16 protein-coding genes are annotated in these 17,337 nt (G+C 69.8%); 3 read left to right on the top strand and 13 right to left on the bottom strand.

Going from position 1 to position 17,337, the window contains the following annotated elements; all coding sequences use genetic code 11:
* Positions 1 to 72 precede the first annotated feature (72 nt).
* The 5 genes from OG254_RS28200 to OG254_RS28180 all read right to left on the bottom strand — a co-directional run bounded on the left by OG254_RS28200 (position 73) and on the right by OG254_RS28180 (position 5,840).
* The gene (locus OG254_RS28200) at positions 73 to 1,779 is read right to left on the bottom strand and encodes a uroporphyrinogen-III synthase (protein ID WP_405586987.1); all 1,707 of its coding nucleotides are present in this window, start codon (positions 1,777 to 1,779) and stop codon (positions 73 to 75) included.
* On the bottom strand, positions 1,776 to 2,735 hold the full coding sequence (hemC, locus tag OG254_RS28195; protein WP_405586985.1) for a hydroxymethylbilane synthase: 960 nt from the start codon (positions 2,733 to 2,735) through the stop codon (positions 1,776 to 1,778). Before hemC ends, OG254_RS28200 begins: the two co-directional genes overlap by 4 nt.
* On the bottom strand, positions 2,732 to 4,504 hold the full coding sequence (locus OG254_RS28190; RefSeq protein WP_405586982.1) for a glutamyl-tRNA reductase: 1,773 nt from the start codon (positions 4,502 to 4,504) through the stop codon (positions 2,732 to 2,734). The genes hemC and OG254_RS28190 overlap by 4 nt, the downstream gene beginning before the upstream one ends.
* Positions 4,501 to 5,268, bottom strand: a complete 768-nt coding sequence (locus OG254_RS28185; protein ID WP_405586979.1) for a redox-sensing transcriptional repressor Rex — start codon at positions 5,266 to 5,268, stop codon at positions 4,501 to 4,503. Before OG254_RS28185 ends, OG254_RS28190 begins: the two co-directional genes overlap by 4 nt.
* A 284-nt stretch (positions 5,269 to 5,552) precedes the next feature.
* Positions 5,553 to 5,840: a glutaredoxin family protein gene (locus OG254_RS28180; protein WP_405586976.1), complete on the bottom strand. Its 288-nt coding sequence runs from the start codon at positions 5,838 to 5,840 to the stop codon at positions 5,553 to 5,555.
* 131 nt (positions 5,841 to 5,971) lie between these two features.
* On the opposite strand from OG254_RS28180, the gene OG254_RS28175 reads away from it, so the two are divergent.
* From OG254_RS28175 to OG254_RS28165, 3 genes are all read left to right on the top strand, one after another.
* A complete protein-coding gene (locus tag OG254_RS28175; RefSeq protein WP_147994987.1) occupies positions 5,972 to 6,892 on the top strand; it encodes an HAD family phosphatase in 921 nt (306 codons plus the stop codon).
* A 630-nt stretch (positions 6,893 to 7,522) separates the two neighbouring features.
* The gene (locus OG254_RS28170) at positions 7,523 to 8,296 is read left to right on the top strand and encodes an ECF subfamily RNA polymerase sigma factor, BldN family (RefSeq protein WP_147994986.1); all 774 of its coding nucleotides are present in this window, start codon (positions 7,523 to 7,525) and stop codon (positions 8,294 to 8,296) included.
* 251 nt (positions 8,297 to 8,547) lie between these two features.
* On the top strand, positions 8,548 to 9,792 hold the full coding sequence (locus OG254_RS28165) for a DUF5667 domain-containing protein (protein ID WP_405586972.1): 1,245 nt from the start codon (positions 8,548 to 8,550) through the stop codon (positions 9,790 to 9,792).
* Positions 9,793 to 10,073: 281 nt separating this feature from the next.
* On the opposite strand, the gene OG254_RS28160 is transcribed toward OG254_RS28165, so the two are convergent.
* The 8 genes from OG254_RS28160 to OG254_RS28125 all read right to left on the bottom strand — a co-directional run bounded on the left by OG254_RS28160 (position 10,074) and on the right by OG254_RS28125 (position 17,280).
* Positions 10,074 to 11,138: a lysophospholipid acyltransferase family protein gene (locus tag OG254_RS28160; protein WP_405586969.1), complete on the bottom strand. Its 1,065-nt coding sequence runs from the start codon at positions 11,136 to 11,138 to the stop codon at positions 10,074 to 10,076.
* A 14-nt stretch (positions 11,139 to 11,152) separates the two neighbouring features.
* Positions 11,153 to 12,214: an NAD-dependent epimerase/dehydratase family protein gene (locus OG254_RS28155; protein ID WP_147994984.1), complete on the bottom strand. Its 1,062-nt coding sequence runs from the start codon at positions 12,212 to 12,214 to the stop codon at positions 11,153 to 11,155.
* A gap of 254 nt (positions 12,215 to 12,468) precedes the next feature.
* Entirely contained in the window at positions 12,469 to 12,567 is a 99-nt protein-coding gene (locus OG254_RS28150) for a 30S ribosomal protein bS22 (RefSeq protein ID WP_003948845.1), read from the bottom strand.
* A 156-nt stretch (positions 12,568 to 12,723) separates the two neighbouring features.
* Positions 12,724 to 12,936 (bottom strand): helix-turn-helix domain-containing protein, encoded by a 213-nt coding sequence (locus OG254_RS28145; RefSeq protein ID WP_004984898.1) that lies wholly within the window; start codon positions 12,934 to 12,936, stop codon positions 12,724 to 12,726.
* Between the two features lie 129 nt (positions 12,937 to 13,065).
* Entirely contained in the window at positions 13,066 to 13,881 is an 816-nt protein-coding gene (locus OG254_RS28140; protein ID WP_405586966.1) for a phosphatase, read from the bottom strand.
* A gap of 224 nt (positions 13,882 to 14,105) precedes the next feature.
* Positions 14,106 to 15,278, bottom strand: coding sequence for an acetoin utilization protein AcuC (locus OG254_RS28135; RefSeq protein WP_405586963.1), 1,173 nt, complete (start codon positions 15,276 to 15,278; stop codon positions 14,106 to 14,108).
* Complete coding sequence (locus tag OG254_RS28130; protein WP_405586960.1) at positions 15,247 to 16,446, bottom strand: MFS transporter; 1,200 nt, start codon at positions 16,444 to 16,446, stop codon at positions 15,247 to 15,249. The genes OG254_RS28135 and OG254_RS28130 overlap by 32 nt, the downstream gene beginning before the upstream one ends.
* Before the next feature lie 66 nt (positions 16,447 to 16,512).
* Positions 16,513 to 17,280 (bottom strand): VC0807 family protein, encoded by a 768-nt coding sequence (locus tag OG254_RS28125; protein ID WP_405586958.1) that lies wholly within the window; start codon positions 17,278 to 17,280, stop codon positions 16,513 to 16,515.
* Positions 17,281 to 17,337 lie beyond the last annotated feature (57 nt).

The following is a 17,337-nucleotide window of genomic DNA, read 5'->3' as shown; positions in this document are numbered from 1 at the left end:
GGGTAACGGCGGCGGGGGCGCGGCGGGGGCGAAACACCCTCCCGGCACGCGCCCCCACCCCCCGTCACACACCTACGTCGTGGACCGCCGCCGCCGAGCCCCCGGCCGCCGCTCACTGGGCCGAGTAACCGGATCCCCGGCGTCCACAGCAGCAGCCCGCCGCCGCATCCCGAAGTCCGCCAACGCCTCGGCCAACTTGTGCACGGACGGCTCCGGAGCCATCACATCCACCCGAAGCCCATGCTCCTCAGCAGTCTTCGCCGTGGCAGGCCCGATACAGGCGATCACGGTCACGTTGTGCGGCTTCCCGGCGATCCCCACCAGATTCCGCACGGTGGAGGACGACGTGAAGAGAACGGCGTCGAAGCCACCCCCCTTGATCGCCTCCCGCGTCTCCGCCGGCGGCGGCGAGGCCCGCACGGTCCGATAGGCCGTGACGTCATCGACCTCCCAGCCCAGCTCGATGAGCCCGGCGACCAGAGTCTCCGTGGCGATATCGGCCCGAGGCAGGAACACCCGGTCAATGGGGTCGAACACCGGGTCGTACGGCGGCCAGTCCTCCAGCAGCCCCGCGGCCGACTGCTCGCCACTGGGCACCAGATCCGGCTTCACACCAAACGCGATCAGCGCCTTCGCGGTCTGCTCCCCCACCGCGGCGACCTTGATCCCGGCAAACGCCCGGGCATCGAGCCCGTACTCCTCGAACTTCTCCCGCACGGCCTTCACGGCATTCACCGAGGTGAACGCGATCCACTCATAACGGCCCGTCACGAGTCCCTTGACGGCCCGCTCCATCTGCTGAGGCGTCCGCGGCGGCTCGACGGCGATCGTCGGCACCTCGTGCGGCACGGCCCCGTACGACCTCAACTGGTCGGAGAGCGAAGCCGCCTGCTCCTTCGTACGCGGAACGAGCACTCGCCAGCCGAACAACGGCTTGGACTCGAACCACGACAACTGGTCGCGCTGTGCTGCGGCGGAACGCTCACCGACCACGGCTATCACCGGCCGCCCGCCCTCGGGCGACGGCAGCACCTTGGCCTGCTTCAGCGTCTGGGCGATGGTCCCGAGGGTCGCGGTCCAGGTCCGCTGCCGGGTGGTGGTACCGGCGACGGTCACCGTCATCGGCGTATCGGGCTTGCGCCCCGCCGACACCAGTTCACCGGCAGCCGCACCGATGCCGTCGAGCGTCGTGGAGACGACGACCGTGCCGTCCGACGCCCCGACCTCGGTCCAGCACCGGTCGGACGCGGTGCGCGCGTCCACGAACCGGACGTCCGCGCCCTGCGCGTCGCGCAACGGCACGCCGGCATACGCGGGCACGCCCACGGCCGCCGCGACACCCGGCACGACCTCGAACGGCACACCCGCCGCGGCGCACGCGAGCATCTCCTCGGTGGCGTACGTGTCCAGCCCGGGATCCCCGGACACCGCACGTACGACCCGCCTGCCGCCGCGTGCGGCCTCCATGACAAGATGTGCGGCATCCCGCACCGCGGGTAGCCCAGCGGTCGTTGACGCGCCGTCAACTACCGCTAGTTGAGGCGTGCCTGTGCCCGGGACGGTGTCCGCATCGGGACCCGTGTCCGTGTGCACTTCGGCTACGCCTGATCTGGCGTGCCGGCGTACCACGTCGAGCACTTCGTGCTCGGCGACCAGTACATCGGCGCTCGCCAGCGCCTCGACGGCGCGCAGAGTCAGTAGCCCCGGATCCCCGGGTCCGGCACCGAGGAAGGTGACGTGCCCGTGTTCAAGGCCGGCGGGAAGGGTGGTGGGGCTCACTGTGCTCGCTCCCCCATCAGACCGGCCGCGCCCTGGGCAAGCATCTCGTCAGCGAGTTCGCGACCGAGCGCAAGCGCTTGGTCGTGCGTCTCGGGCACGGGACCGGTGGTGGACAGCTGCACCATGCGAGTGCCGTCGGTCGTGCCGACAACTCCCCGCAGGCGCATTTCCTTGACAATCTGCCCGTCGGCCAAAAGGTCGGCCAGCGCGCCCACAGGGGCGGAGCAGCCGGCCTCCAGGGCGGCGAGCAGTGAGCGCTCGGCGGTCACGGCGACCCGCGTGAACGGGTCGTCGAGTTCCCCGAGCGCGGCGATGAGGTCCGCGTTGTCCGCGGTGCACTCGATCGCCAGTGCCCCCTGGCCGGGGGCGGGCAAAACCGTGTCGACCGACAGGAAGTCGGTCACCTCGTCGATACGGCCGATGCGCTGCAGCCCGGCCGCAGCAAGCACCACCGCATCCAGCTCGCCGTCGCGCACGTACCCGATCCGGGTATCCACGTTCCCGCGGATCGCGACGGTCTCGATGTCCAGCCCGTGGCTGCGCGCGTACGCGTTCAGCTGCGCCATCCGGCGCGGCGAACCCGTGCCGATGCGCGCCCCGCGCGGCAGGTCGGTGAGCTTGAGGGCGTCGCGCGCGACGATCACGTCGCGCGGGTCCTCGCGCTCGGGGACGGCCGCCAGGGCCAGCTCCTCGGGCTGCGCGGTCGGCAGGTCCTTCAGCGAGTGCACGGCGAAGTCGACCTCGCCCTTGAGCAGCGCGTCGCGCAGGGCGGTGACGAACACGCCGGTGCCGCCGATCTGCGCGAGGGCCTCGCGTGAGACATCGCCGTACGTGGTGATCTCTACGAGCTCGACGGGCCGTCCGGTCACCTGGCGCACGGCGTCCGCGACCTGCCCGGACTGGGCCATGGCGAGCCTGCTGCGCCTGGTGCCGAGCCGTAGTGCCTGCTGAGTCATCGTGGGCCTCGGTTCTTCTCGGTGCTGTCCTCGGCGCGGGAGACGGAGGCCACCGTCTCCTGATCGAGGTCGAACAGGGTCCGCAGGGCGTCCGCGTACCCGGCGCCGCCGGGCTCGGCCGCGAGCTGCTTGACCCGGACGGTCGGGGCGTGCAGCAGCTTGTCGACCACGCGCCGCACGGTCTGCGTGATCTCACTGCGGTGCTTGGCGTCGAGGCCCGGCAGACGGCCCTCCAGACGGGCGATCTCGTTCGCCACGACATCGGCGGCCATCGTGCGCAGCGCGACGACGGTGGGCGTGATGTGCGCGGCCCGCAGCGCCGCGCCGAAGGCCGCGACCTCGTCGGAGACGATATGGCGGACCTGGTCGACGTCGGCCGCCATCGGAGTCGCGGACGAAGTGCGCTGATCGGACCCGGTGGCGGAAGCTTCCGCCAGCGACTCGATGTCCACCAGCCGCACCCCGGCCAGCCGGTGCGCGGCGGCGTCGATGTCGCGCGGCATGGCGAGGTCGAGCAGCGACAAGGCCGGCGCGGGGCGCGGCACCTCGACGACGGGCTCGGGCTTGCGGCGCTCTGGGATCCGGCCGACGGTGGCGACCGTCGCGGCGAGCGCGGTGATCAGCTCGGCGTCGGCCTCGGGGCTGCGCCGGGCGGCCTCGCGGCGGTCGACGGCACTGCCCGCGGCCCAGGTCGCGTGCTGCTCCAGGGTGGCCGCGTCCATACCGGCGACGGCGGCCTCCCCGTGCACGGAGAAACCTCCCTGCACGGCGGCGAGGTCCAGCGGACAGTTCTCGTCGGTGCCGACGCTGGTGGGCGGCAACGGGGTCTGCCGTACGTCGGCGGAGTCGGCGTGCGTCCTGGGGGCGGGCGCCTTGTCGGCCGTACGACCGCTGCCGCTCTCCTCGTCGAAGGCGACCGGCCGACCGGTACGGCCCTCGACCGCGGCGGCGATCTCCTCGGCCGTGAGGACGAGGCCGGTCGCGCCGGTGCAGGAGACGGCGACGTCGGCACGTGTCAGCTCGACCGGCACCGAATCCATCGGTACCGCGCGGGCCAGCACGTCCGTGTCGTCGGCCGCGTTCAGGATCTCGGCGAGGCGCTCGGCCCTGTCGTGGGTGCGGTTGGCGATCACGATCTCGGCGACCCCGGCCCGCGCAAGCGTGGCCGCGGCCAGGGAGGACATCGAACCGGCACCGATGACCAGGGCCTTCTTACCCCGGGCCCAGTCCTGCACGTCACCGCCCTCGGCCAGCTGCTCCAGGCCGAAGGTGACCAGGGACTGTCCGGCGCGGTCGATGCCGGTCTCGGAGTGGGCGCGCTTGCCGACGCGCAGGGCCTGCTGGAACAGGTCGTTCAGCAGCCGCCCGGCGCTGTGCAGCTCCTGCGCCTTGGCGAGGGAGTCCTTGATCTGCCCGAGGATCTGCCCCTCGCCGACGACCATGGAGTCGAGCCCGCAGGCCACCGAGAACAGATGGTGGACGGCCCGGTCCTCGTAGTGGACGTACAGATAGGGCGTGAGCTCGTCGAGCCCCACCCCGCTGTGCTGGGTGAGCAGCGTGGACAGCTCGGCGACCCCGGCGTGGAACTTGTCCACGTCGGCGTACAGCTCGATGCGGTTGCAGGTGGCGAGCACCGCGGCCTCGGTGGCCGGCTCGGCTGCGACCGTGTCCTGCAGCAGCTTGATCTGGGCGTCCGTGCTCAGCGCGGCCCGCTCCAGAACGCTGACCGGGGCGCTGCGGTGGCTCAGCCCCACGACGAGGAGACTCATGCCGGCATCACGGCGGGTACGTCCCCGTCGGGCCCCTGGTCGGCGGATTCATCGGAGTCGCGGGTGACGGCGGCCGGTCCGGCGCCGTCGGCGTGGGCCTCTTCGCCCGCCTTGCGCTGCTCGTGGAAGGCAAGGATCTGCAGCTCGATCGACAGATCCACCTTGCGCACGTCGACGCCGTCAGGGACGGTCAGCACGGTCGGCGCGAAGTTCAGGATGGACGTGACACCGGCGGCCACGAGCCGGTCGCAGACCTGCTGGGCGGCACCGGCGGGCGTCGCGATGACACCGATGGACACACCGTTGTCCTCGATGATCTTCTCGAGGTCGTCGCTGTGCTGCACGGGAATCCCCGCGACGGGCTTGCCGGCCATGGCCGGGTCGGCGTCGATGAGCGCGGCCACGCGGAACCCACGGGAGGCGAACCCGCCGTAGTTGGCCAGGGCGGCGCCGAGGTTACCGATACCGACGATGACAACCGGCCAGTCCTGGGTCAGCCCAAGCTCGCGGGAGATCTGGTAGACGAGATACTCGACGTCGTAGCCGACACCCCTCGTCCCGTACGACCCGAGGTACGAGAAGTCCTTGCGCAGCTTGGCGGAGTTGACCCCCGCGGCGGCCGCGAGCTCCTCGGAGGAGACCGTGGGTACCGAGCGCTCGGACAGTGCCGTCAGGGCTCGGAGGTACAGCGGAAGCCGGGCGACGGTGGCCTCGGGAATCCCTCGGCTACGGGTCGCCGGTCGGTGAGTTCGGCCAGTTGCCACGGTGCTCCTGCGGGTAGAGCGGGGCTGTAGGCGGTCACACGTCCCTACATGACCGCCCCGTCGAATGCAGGCTATGTCTTTGTGAACGCGTGCACAAAGATGGTGTCCGATTTGCCCGCCGAACGTGACCGGGCTCACGCACGCCCGGCGCACTGGTGTGGAACCGGCGCATACGCACCACCGTTCCTCAACTCTTGGGGGCAAAACCGCACACACTCCTCAACGATGCCCGCCCCCGAGACCAAGTCGCCATCGATCCTAAGCCGTTTCCGGAGGACTTTGGACTACTCGGTCAGTGCTTTGCGGAGGCGATCCTCGTTCACACGCCAGAAGGTGTGCTGCGCCCCGTCGACCAGCACCACAGGGATCTGTTCCCAGTACTGGTCGTGCAGTTGAGGGTCCTGATTGATGTCCTTCACCTCCCACCGAACCCCCAGCTCGCCGCAGACCCTCTCGACAACGCTCTGTGCGTCATCACACAGATGACAGTCGGGCTTGCCGATGAGAGTCACGAGACGGTCCTGCGGAGGCTTGGCCGTGGCGCGACGAAACAGGGGGCTCATGTCAGCCATTCTCGCGCGCCGGCGCGCGGATCACCGGCCGTCGCCCGACCACACTGTTTAACTGCGCGGTCGCGGAGAGTTCACAACCTCCAAACCTCTCGACTCCGGTAGCACCGAACAAACTGGCTATGCTCACGGTCATGGCCGCTCTTGGATGGCTCACTCCCCGTAGGCGCTCCGCCACGGCGCGGAGCGTGTTGGCTGGCGAGGCCTCGGCGGAGGCAGCGCGCAAGTCCTCGCAGGAGGCGACGGAGGTCTCGGAGGCCGAGCCGGACTTCCCGGTGCTCGGCGACGAGAAGGCCGCGGCCTTCTTCGACCTGGACAACACCGTGATGCAAGGTGCCGCGCTGTTCCACTTCGGCCGGGGCCTGTACAAACGGAAGTTCTTCGAGACACGCGACCTCGCCAGGTTCGCCTGGCAGCAGGCGTGGTTCCGGCTGGCCGGTGTCGAGGACCCGGAACACATGCAGGACGCACGCGACTCCGCCCTCTCCATCGTCAAGGGCCACCGAGTCTCCGAGCTGATGTCGATCGGCGAGGAGATCTACGACGAGTACATGGCGGAGCGCATCTGGCCGGGCACCCGCGCGCTGGCCCAGGCGCACCTGGACGCGGGCCAGAGGGTCTGGCTGGTCACGGCGGCCCCGGTCGAGATCGCCCAAGTGATCGCCCGCCGCCTGGGCCTGACCGGCGCGCTGGGCACGGTCGCCGAGTCGGTGGACGGCGTCTACACGGGCAAGCTGGTCGGCGAGCCCCTCCACGGCCCGGCAAAGGCGGAGGCGGTCCGCGCCCTGGCCTCGGCGGAAGGCCTGGACCTCTCCCGCTGCGCGGCCTACAGCGACTCGCACAACGACATCCCGATGCTCTCCCTGGTCGGCCACCCCTACGCCATCAACCCGGACACCAAACTCCGCAAACACGCCCGCCGCCTGGACTGGCGCCTACGCGACTACCGCACCGGCCGAAAGGCAGCGAAGGTAGGCATCCCGGCAGCAGCAGGCGTAGGCGCGGTAGCAGGCGGCACAGCAGCAGCAATCGCCTTGCACCGCCGACGCCGCTAGGACGAGCCCACACACCCCCGCAGCCGCCCGTCCGCCGTCCGAGGACGAGGTCCCGCCGTCCCAAGCCCCACCCGCGGGGGCACCACCTTTCGGCGCCGGCAGGCGCATCCTTCAGCCCGTCCGGCGTTGGGGGCACCACCTCTCGGCGCCGTCCCGCATGTTTTCAGCCCGTCCGGCGTTTGAGGACGAGGCCCTTCGGGCTGAAGCGGGGGTCCGGGGGCGGCAGCCCCCTGGGGGTCCCCCCTGCTCGAAGAGCTTGGGGGAGGGACGGGTAGGGGCGGCGGAGGCGAGAAAAGGTTCGAACCCTGAGGCACGCCCGGGCCACCAACCCAATCCGCACCCCATACCCCCGCAACGCCCTGTCCAGTCCCCTTGGCTGCACACGGCCACAACACGCCCCGGAGTAAGCCGGAACACGGAAGCATTCGATCAACAAACGGTCACTCTCAGGCACTTGAACGGGCGTCAATCGGTTACAGAAGAGACGCAATCGGTGATTTGAGCAACTGGGCGTAGCAGTGCCTGCACGAAGCGTTATTCTCCTCAGACGCAAACCGGTACCCCTCCGTCGCTACGACGGGTGAACGGTCCCGCACTGCACGTGATGGAAGCTCTGCCTCTGGGAGTCCCGTGTACCCACACGTCGGGGTTGACGCCTCGGGCCTGGCTACGCTGCGCGCAACGGTCAAAGACCTGTTGCGCGGCTTCGTCCCCACCGCGTACGCCGTCCCCGCCCTCGCCGTAACCACCGTGCCCGTAGGCCCGTGCTACGCGCTCGCCGACGGCGGCGCCGCCGTCGGCAGACGCGGACGCACGGCCGGCGCGGCCACCGCCCGCCGACCCGCCGCGGACAGCGACAGCGCTCGAATGATGGATCTCGTCGAACGCGCACAGGCCGGCGAGGCCGACGCCTTCGGCCGGCTCTACGACCAGTACAGCGACACCGTCTACCGCTACATCTACTACCGCGTCGGTGGGAAGGCCACCGCCGAAGACCTCACAAGCGAGACCTTTCTGCGCGCCCTGCGCCGCATCGGCACCTTCACCTGGCAGGGCCGGGACTTCGGTGCCTGGCTCGTGACCATCGCCCGCAACCTCGTCGCCGACCACTTCAAGTCCAGCCGCTTCCGGCTGGAGGTGACCACCGGCGAGATGCTCGACGCCAACGAGGTCGAGCGCTCCCCCGAGGACTCCGTCCTGGAGTCCCTCTCCAACGCCGCACTCCTCGACGCCGTACGGCGACTCAACCCCCAGCAGCAGGAGTGCGTCACCCTCCGCTTCCTCCAGGGCCTCTCCGTCGCCGAGACGGCCCGCGTCATGGGCAAGAACGAGGGCGCCATCAAGACCCTCCAGTACCGGGCCGTCCGCACCCTGGCCCGACTGCTGCCGGACGACGCGCGCTGAACGCGTCCCCGGTACCGACCCAACACTCTGAGCAACCTCCAACTCACCGTCGGTGAAAGTCCGTTGACTTCGCGGTCCGTTCATCCGCAGTCCGTAACCCAAGTGCCGCGCCACTCGTTGTGCGGGATGCAGGCTCCCTGTGGTCACTCCCTGGCCGACTTCGATCACTCGATCGTGTGCAAGTGGTCAGGGCGTGCAACCCTCAGGACCCCCTGGGGAGTCGACCGTCATCACGAGAGGAGGTGCCGCCAGTGATCGCGAACGTATCGGCACACCGGCGGGCGAACGCCTTCGCCCAGGCCCTGGACGAGCTGCCCGACCGGGATTCGGCGGCCGAGCAGCCCGAGCACCCCGATGCCTCGGCACCGGCACCGGCTGCTTCGGAACACACCGAGCAAGGGCGCCTGTTGGCCCTCACCGCCGGCCTCGGCGAACTGCCGAAGCCCGAGCTCGACCCCGAGGTCAAGGTGATCCAGCGGGCCCAGCTCGTGGCCGCGATGGAGGCCATGCTCCGGGAGGGCACCACGGGCGTCGAATCGGCGCCCGCCCTGCCGGGGCAGCGTTCCGATCGGGCACGAGGGGCTCACCGGGCGTCCCCGCTGGGGAAACTGCGGCCGCGTTCACGGCTCGCCAAGGGCCTCACCGCGGGCGGACTCAGCGTCGGTGTCGCCGCGGGAGCCTTCGGCGGAGTGGCCGCGGCGAGTTCCGAAGCCCTGCCCGGCGACTCCCTCTACGGCCTCAAGCGCGGCATCGAGGACTTCAAGCTCAACATCCTGGCCGACGGCGACGACGAGCGCGGGCGCAGCTATCTCGACCAGGCCTCCACCCGGCTGAGCGAGGCGCGGCGGCTGATGGAGCGCGACCGTGGCGGACAACTCGACCACGAGTCGATGGCGGAGATCCGCCGCGCCCTGTACGGCATGCGGCACGACGCCGCGGAGGGGCACCGTCTGCTGCGCGAGGCGTACGAGCGCGACCCGGGCTCCCTGGGCCCCATCCAGGCCCTCTCCACCTTCTCCCGCTCGCACCGCGCGGCCTGGGGCAGCCTCCGCGAGCGGCTCCCTCTCCAGCTCGGGGACGTCGGTGACGAGGTGTCGTCGGTGTTCGACGCCATAGACCAAGAGGTCGCCCCGCTTCAGTCCCTGCTTCCGGAGCAGCCCGCTCAGGACGGCGAGGGCAAGCACCGCGGCGGCTCCGGCTCGGCGTCCAGCGGTACGTCCGGTTCCGACCGGTCGGCCAGGCCCAGCGCCGGCGGCAGCGGCACTTCCGACGGCCGCTCCAGCCGCCCGAGCAACTCGGCGGAGAGCTCCGGCAGCGAGGGCGAGGGCCTACTCGGCGGAAGCACCGGCGGCCTCCTCGACCCCCCGAAGGACACCGGCAGCTCGGGCTCGTCGTCATCCACCCCAAGCCCCACCACCGAGCCCGCCGTCACCCTCCCACCCCTACTCCCGGGCCTCCTGCCCGGCCTGGGCATCGACAGCGAGGACACGAACTAGGCCACTGCGAAATCGGCCTTACGACGATGGGGGCGCCCCTCACACAAGGGGCGCCCCCATCGTCGTACAAACGTTTCTCCGACCGGAGAACTCACCCCGAGAACTCAGAAGAAGACCGACCGCCGCCGCAACAGCCACTTATCCAGCTGTGCTGAATCTGCTCCCGCACCTGATTCCCAGTGCCGCCCTCGCGCCGCTCCGCGGGCTTCGCACGGCTGCGCCGGACTCCGTCCGCCGGCTCACCGCACCCGGCCACCACCCACGCGGCCGAATCCGGCACGTCAGAAAAAGACCGACCGCCGCTGCACCAGCAACTTGTACAGCGTGTGCTGAATCTGCTCCCGCACCTGATCCGTCAGGTTGAACATCAGCATCGGATCCTCGGCAGCCTCCGGCGGATAGCCGTCCGTCGGGATCGGCTCGCCGAACTGGATCGTCCACTTCGTCGGCAACGGGACCGCACCGAGCGGACCGAGCCACGGGAACGTCGGCGTCAGCGGGAAATACGGGAAACCCAGGACGCGGGCCAGCGTCTTCGCGTTGCCGATCATCGGGTAGATCTCCTCCGCCCCGACGATCGAGCACGGGATGATCGGGGTGCGCTTGCGCAGGGCCGTGGAGACGAAGCCGCCGCGGCCGAAGCGCTGGAGCTTGTAGCGCTCGCCGAACGGCTTGCCGATGCCCTTGAAGCCCTCCGGCATCACACCGACCAACTCGCCCTTCCCCAGCAGCCGCTCGGCATCCTCGGCGCAGGCCAGGGTGTGGCCGAGCTTGCGGGCGAGTTCGTTGACCACCGGCAGGACGAAGACCAGGTCGGCGGCGAGGAGGCGCAGGTGGCGGCCGGCCGGGTGGTGGTCGTGGACGGCGACCTGCATCATCAGGCCGTCCAGCGGCAGCGTGCCGGAGTGGTTGGCGACAATCAGCGCGCCGCCCTCGGACGGGATGTTCTCGACGCCCTTCACCTCGACCCGGAAGTACTTCTCGTACACCGGGCGCAGCAGGGACATCAGGACCTGGTCGGTGAGCTCCTCGTCGTATCCGAAGTCGTCGACCTCGTAGTCCCCGGTGAGGCGGCGGCGCAGGAAGGCCAGACCGCTCGCGATGCGCCGCTCCAGTCCGCCGCCGCCGTCGTCGTCCTGGGGCTTCACAGGGGGCGGCTCTTCCTCAGGTGTCACAGGAACATCATCCTGCGCGAAGGACCGTCCGGGGAGGGGCTGGACCTCGCGTACCAGCGCGGATTCACCGCTCTTGCGCCGACTCCCCGTGCCCCGGCGCCGCGCCGGCCGCTGCACGGCGCCCCCGCGGGACCGGTCGTCGTCGAACGGAATGACCTTGGCGTCCGCCATCGTTGATGCGCTCCTCAGTTGGCGCTCTGCGTCGGGAGGTGGCCGCCGCCCAGCACCGGCAGCGTGGCGATCCGGTCGACGGCTCCCGCAAGAGCCTCCGGCGGCAGCAGACCCGGTCCGCGGCTGCGCGCGAACTCCGCGAAGGTCTCCGCCGTCGTGTACTTCGGCTTGAATCCGAGGGTCTCTCGCATCTGGTCCGTGGACACCACCCGGCCGTGGGTCAGCAACCGGATCTGCTCCGGTGAGAAGTCCGACATGCCCAGCGTACGCACCAGGGAGCCCGCCCAGGTGACCGCGGGGAGCAGAAGCGGCACGGTAGGGCGGCCCAGCCGCCGAGAGCACTGCGAGAGCAGCAGGACCCCGTCGCCGGCGATGTTGAACGTGCCGCTGTTGAGCGTGCCCCGCTCCGGATCGTGCGAGGCGATGCGGAGCACCTCGATCACGTCGTCCTCGTGGACGAACTGCAGCCGCGGGTCGTAGCCGAACACGGTCGGCAGCACCGGCAGCGAGAAGTACGAGGCGAGCGGGGTGTCCGCGGAGGGGCCGAGGATGTTGGCGAACCGCAGCACGCACACGGCGACGTCCGGCCGCCGCCGCGCGAACCCGCGCACATAGCCCTCGACCTCGACCGCGTCCTTGGCGAAGCCGCCGCTGGGCAGGGACTTGGGCGGGGTCGTCTCGGTGAAGACGGCCGGGTCGCGGGGCGCCGACCCGTACACGTTCGTACTGGACTTGACCACGAGCCGCTTCACGGTGGGGGACTTCTGGCAGGCGCCGAGCAGCTGCATCGTCCCGATGACGTTGGTCTCCTTGACCGTGGTCCGGCTGCCGCTGCCCAGCGCGGTTCCGGTCACGTCCATGTGGACGACGGTGTCGGCGCCGCTCTCCGCCAGCACCCGCGCGATGGTGGGCTGCCGGATGTCGGCCTGGATGAAGTCCGCACCGCCCAGATGGTGCTCGGGCGGGACAGCGTCCACGGCGACCACCCGGTCCACCTGAGGGTCACGCTGGATCCGTCGTACGAAACGGCCCCCCAGTTGACGGGCCACTCCGGTCACGAGCACGACCTTGCCCAAGATCAGCGCCTTCCTTCCAGCACTCGTACCCCTGCCGAGTTCCCCGTGTGCGGCCAACCTAGCGGGTCGATGTTGCGCTGTGATGACCGCCCAATGCACGAAGTGACGATAATTCCCTGCGTACGACCGGATGGGTCAGGCGCAGGTCCAGGCATACGCACAGAGTTCGGCCCTTCGCACACCGCCCTCGATACGCGTGTGGCCCCCCACCGGTGTGGTGGGGGGCCACAATCACGCTGCTTTCGCGGCGCCGCTTACTTCTTGTTGCGACGCTGAACGCGCGTGCGCTTGAGCAGCTTGCGGTGCTTCTTCTTAGCCATCCGCTTGCGCCGCTTCTTGATAACAGAGCCCACGACTACCCTCGCTCACTTCTCATCACTCGGCGTTGGGCGCCATGGGCCCATACGACCTACGAGGGGCTAGCCTACCCGCCCGAGCGCTGAGGTCGTAATCGAGGGGACGAGGGGGAATCCTGAACAGCCCTGAGGATCCCCTCTCGCCCTTTGCCGTCAGGCGGTTTCCACCCCCACGTAGCTCTCGCGGAGATATTCGTGAACCGCTTGCTCCGGGACACGGAACGAACGTCCCACCCGGATCGCGGGCAGATGACCACTGTGCACCAGCCGGTACACGGTCATCTTCGACACTCGCATCACCGAGGCGACTTCCGCCACGGTAAGGAACTGAACCTCGTTCAGAGGCCTCTCGCCAGCTGCAGCCATGACACACCTGAACCTTCCGCACTCGACGGCCACCGGCTTCCCCTTCCGGTGACTCTTCGTCGCTGCGTGCTCACTCCCCAATGTAGGGGCCTGTGATGCGAGTGGGGAAGAGGTGCAGCCATCGGCGACCTACTGTGACAGACACGCTCGATTGAGTACGTAGCGGGTAAGCGGCCGGTAGTAATCAGACCGCACAGCGTCATCAAGTGGAACGACGACGGACACGGACCCCTCGGCCTGCCCCACAAAGAGCGCGGGGTCATTCGTATCGGCCGGACCAATGGCCTCAAACCCCAGCTGACCTGCCCCGCAGACCCAGCCGTGATCCCCGATCACCAGCTCGGGCATGGGCCCGCCGGCCTCCGCCGCGGCCGCCAGCGCGGTGCGAACCGGGAGGGGTGAGTGCGTGTGTGCGCCGGGCTCACAACCGGGGCACGAGGCGCCGGGTTCCCGCACCAGCGCGACTCCTCGTACGTAGGCAAGGTTGTACGTGCGTAGACCGAACCGGGTCGTTATGTCGATACAGCGACCATGCGCGGGGGTGAGAACGGCACATCCCGCCGCCGACAACGCGTCCGCCAGGGCGGCGTAGAAGCCGAGCAGCCGATGGGGATGTCCGGTGCCGAGCAGGACGGGTGCCCGGCGCTGGGCGACTGCCGCCAGGCGGTCCGCGAAGGCATCCAGAGCGGTCAGAGTCAGCTCGGGATCGATCACATCCTGGCCTGAAATATGGTTCGGATCGGCCGAAACACCACACTTCTCTGCCATTAACGCAATCAGTTCGCGCTGCCCCCAGATCCCTTCGGGATCGAGTCCGAGCAGCACACGCGGGTCACGAGCGGCGAAGAGCCGGTAACTCCGCAGGCTCTCCTCACGTGAGGTGGCCACGGGCCCGGCGAGGTGCGCGGCGAGGAGATGGGCGCGGAGGGCGCCGGTGCTCAACACGTCAGCGATGGTGACGGATAGGGCGGGCAAATGCCGCTGGAACGGGAAAACACCGCACAGTTGGCGTAACGCCCACGGCGCCCGCCCACGACCGCCCATGGGCTCCCTGGTCCCACAACACGTCTGAGGCGAGCGCCAGTTGACCGACGTCGACATATACGGCGACAGCGCGCAGAGCCACTGCTCCTGAACCCCGGCCGCTGTTCCCGCAGCGCGGGGCGCCGCTAGGGCAGCAGCCCCCGCAGCGGGAACACCGCCCGCCGGGCCGCCAGTACGGCCTGATCAAGCCGGTCCGCGGGGTCGTACCCCGACTCCCAGTCCGCCCAGGCCACCGGCCACCGTCCGTCGGTCATCCGCGCCGGCGCCAGCTGCCGCGTCCGCGCGAAGACCTCCTGCCGCCAGCTCTCCGGGATCATCGCCTCGGGCTCGATCGGCCACCCCGCCGCGATGGCCACCAGATGCGTCCACGACCGCGGCACGACCTCGACCACGGCATAACCGCCGCCGCCCAGGGCGACCCACTTCCCGTCGGCGTACTCGTGCGCCAGGTCGTGACACGCCACCTGCACGGCCCGTTGCGCGTCCAGCGACACTGCCAGATGCGCCAGCGGGTCCTCGAAGTGCGTGTCCGCACCGTGCTGCGTCACCAGCACCTGCGGCCGGAAGTCCGCGATCAGCTCCGGCACCACGGCATGGAACGCCCGCACCCACCCGGCGTCCCCAGTACCGGCCGGCAGCGCCACGTTCGCCGCCGACCCCTCGGCGCTCGACCCACCCGTCTCCTCCGGCCATCCGGTCTGCGGGAACAGCGTGCGCGGATGCTCGTGCAGCGAGATCGTCAGCACCCGCGGATCGTCCCAGAACGCCGCCTGGACGCCATCGCCGTGATGCACGTCGACGTCGATGTACGCGACCCGCTCGGCCCCCAGCTCCAGCAGCCGCGCGATCGCGAGCGAGGCGTCGTTGTAGATGCAGAACCCGGACGCGCCGCCCGGCATCGCATGGTGCAGCCCGCCCGCGAAGTTCACCGCGTGCAGCGCCTCCCCGCGCCACACGGCTTCCGCGGCCCCGACCGACTGCCCGGCGATCATCGCCGACACTTCGTGCATCCCGGCGAACGCGGGATCGTCCACGGTGCCGAGCCCGTACGACTGGTCCGCCGCCCTCGGCTCGACGGAAGCCGTTTTCACAGCCTCGATGTAGTCCTCCCGGTGGACGAGCCGCAGCGTCGACTCCCCGGCCGGCTTGGCCGCGACGACCTCCACCTCCCGGTCGAGCCCGAAGGCGTCGACGAGTCTCCGGGTCAGGGCGAGCCGGACCGGATCCATCGGATGCTCCGGCCCGAAGTCATAGCCCGTTACTGCCTCATCCCACATCAACTGTGCGCGGCCGCTCATGCCCGTCACCGTATCGGTCCGGTTGAGCGGCGAACGACCGGGCGTACCCGAGCGTCACCAGCACCAACACCATCGGCACGAGCATGGCCCCGCGATAGCTCCACGCGTCCCCGAGCGCCCCCACCAACGGCGACCCGATCAAAAAGCCCACGTAATTGAAGACATTGAGTCGCGCGACGGCCGCATCCGAAGCGCCGGGGAACAACCGCCCGGCCGCAGCGAAGGTCTGCGGCACCAGCACACACAGCCCCACCCCGACCAGCGTGAACCCCAGCATCCCGATCCAAGCCCCCGGCGCCGACGCCACCACCGCGAACCCGGCCGCCGCCACCAGCGACCCGCCCCGCACGACCACCACAGCCCCGAACCGCCGCACCCCGAAGTCCCCGAGGGCCCGCCCCACCAGCGTGGTCACCATGTAGACGTTGTACGGCACTGTCGCCATCTGCTCCGAACTGCCCAGCACGTCCTGGAGATACTTCGCGCTCCAGTTGGAGACGGTCGAGTCCCCGATGTAGGCGAAGGTCATCACCAGACACAGCGGCAACAGCCACTTGAAGACGACGGGCCCGCTCGCGTCCGTGCCCTCCGGCACGGCCTCCTTGCCGGCGCCCCCGTCGACGTACCACCGACTCCCCACCAGAGCAGCCGGCAGCAGCACCACGACGACCGGCAGATACGACACGAACAGCGCCAGATCCCAGTGCGCCCCCACCCACGCCAGCGAGGCCCCCACGATCCCGCCCAGGCTGTACGCCGCGTGGAAGCTCAGCATGATGCTGCGCCCGTACGACCGCTGCAGGCTCACCCCGAGCATGTTCATCGAGGCGTCCAACGCCCCCACGGCCAGCCCGAACGCGGCCAGCGCCACCCCGAGCTCGACCATCCGCTCCCCCGCCCCGACGCCGAGCAGCGCCAGCAGCACGACGGGCTGGGACCAGCGCAGCACCCGGCTCGGCGGTATTCGCTTCACCAGCCGCTCGGTCGTGACACTGCCGACGCCGGCGAGGATCGGAACGGCGGCGAGGAAGGCCGGCAGCAGCGCGTCGGAGACGCCGTACCGGTCCTGGATGGCCGGAATCCGGGTCACCAGCAGGGCAAACGCAACACCCTGAGCGAAGAAGCTCAACGCCAACGAGGCCCTGCCGCGCCGCAGCACATGAGTCATGGCGGCGAGCGTAGGGCCCCGGCGTACCGGTGGGTAGATCCAGCCAAAGATGAATTCCCCTCAGCTTTACTTGGCGGGGGCGAGGTTGGCCGTGCCGAGGTTGGCGGAGCCGAGGCGGGACTCGACGTCGACGGGCCGACCGACCTCCACCGGCGCCCCCGCCTTGGTCTCGGCGATGACCATCGCGGCCATCGGACCGGCACCCAGTGCACCGCTGACCAGGAAACCCACACCCATGGCGACAATCATGATCACATTGCCGACCCAGACCATGGTGTCCACCGGCAGGGAGTACGCCCCCACGATCCGCACCACACACTCCGCGAGCAGTACGACACCCCACACCAGCGAGAACACCCGCTCGGCCCGCCGAAACCGCGCCGAACCGGCGTGCAGCCGCGCCCAGGCCGCCTCCCGGCCCGCGTCCCCCTTCACCACCCAGGGCTTCATGCCGGCGGTCATCATCGGCTTGCCCAGCACCACGGACACGATGATCCCGATCCCGATCGTGCTGCTGACCGCGCTGTCCTTGGCGATCATCAGCCGCGGGTCACCGGCCACGAAGCTCAGCAGGAGCGAAATGACGTTCACGAACAGGATGAGAGCGGCCAGCCCGTTGACCTCGCGCGACTTCAACACGCCCCACCCCGTCCGCACGGCCGGCACGACACTGCTCAGCCCGAGCGCCATCAGGGTGCTCATCCCGAAGCCGTTCTTCAGGAGGTAGTACGCCCCGATGGGCACCGCGACATCGATGATCAGCGGCCCGAAGTTCCGGAGCACGCTCCGACTCCTGCTGCTGTTTGCCTTGGCGGTCCCCGTGTTCGTCGTCATGCACTCAGCTTCGCGGCCGACGCCGGGTCCCGGGTAGAAACGATCGTCCAGCCCTCG

It is taken from the genome of Streptomyces sp. NBC_01092, from assembly GCF_045039535.1.
Classification (GTDB): Bacteria; Actinomycetota; Actinomycetes; order Streptomycetales; family Streptomycetaceae; genus Streptomyces.
Note: the sequence above shows the minus strand (reverse complement) of the source record. Positions and strands in the feature narration are given on the sequence as shown.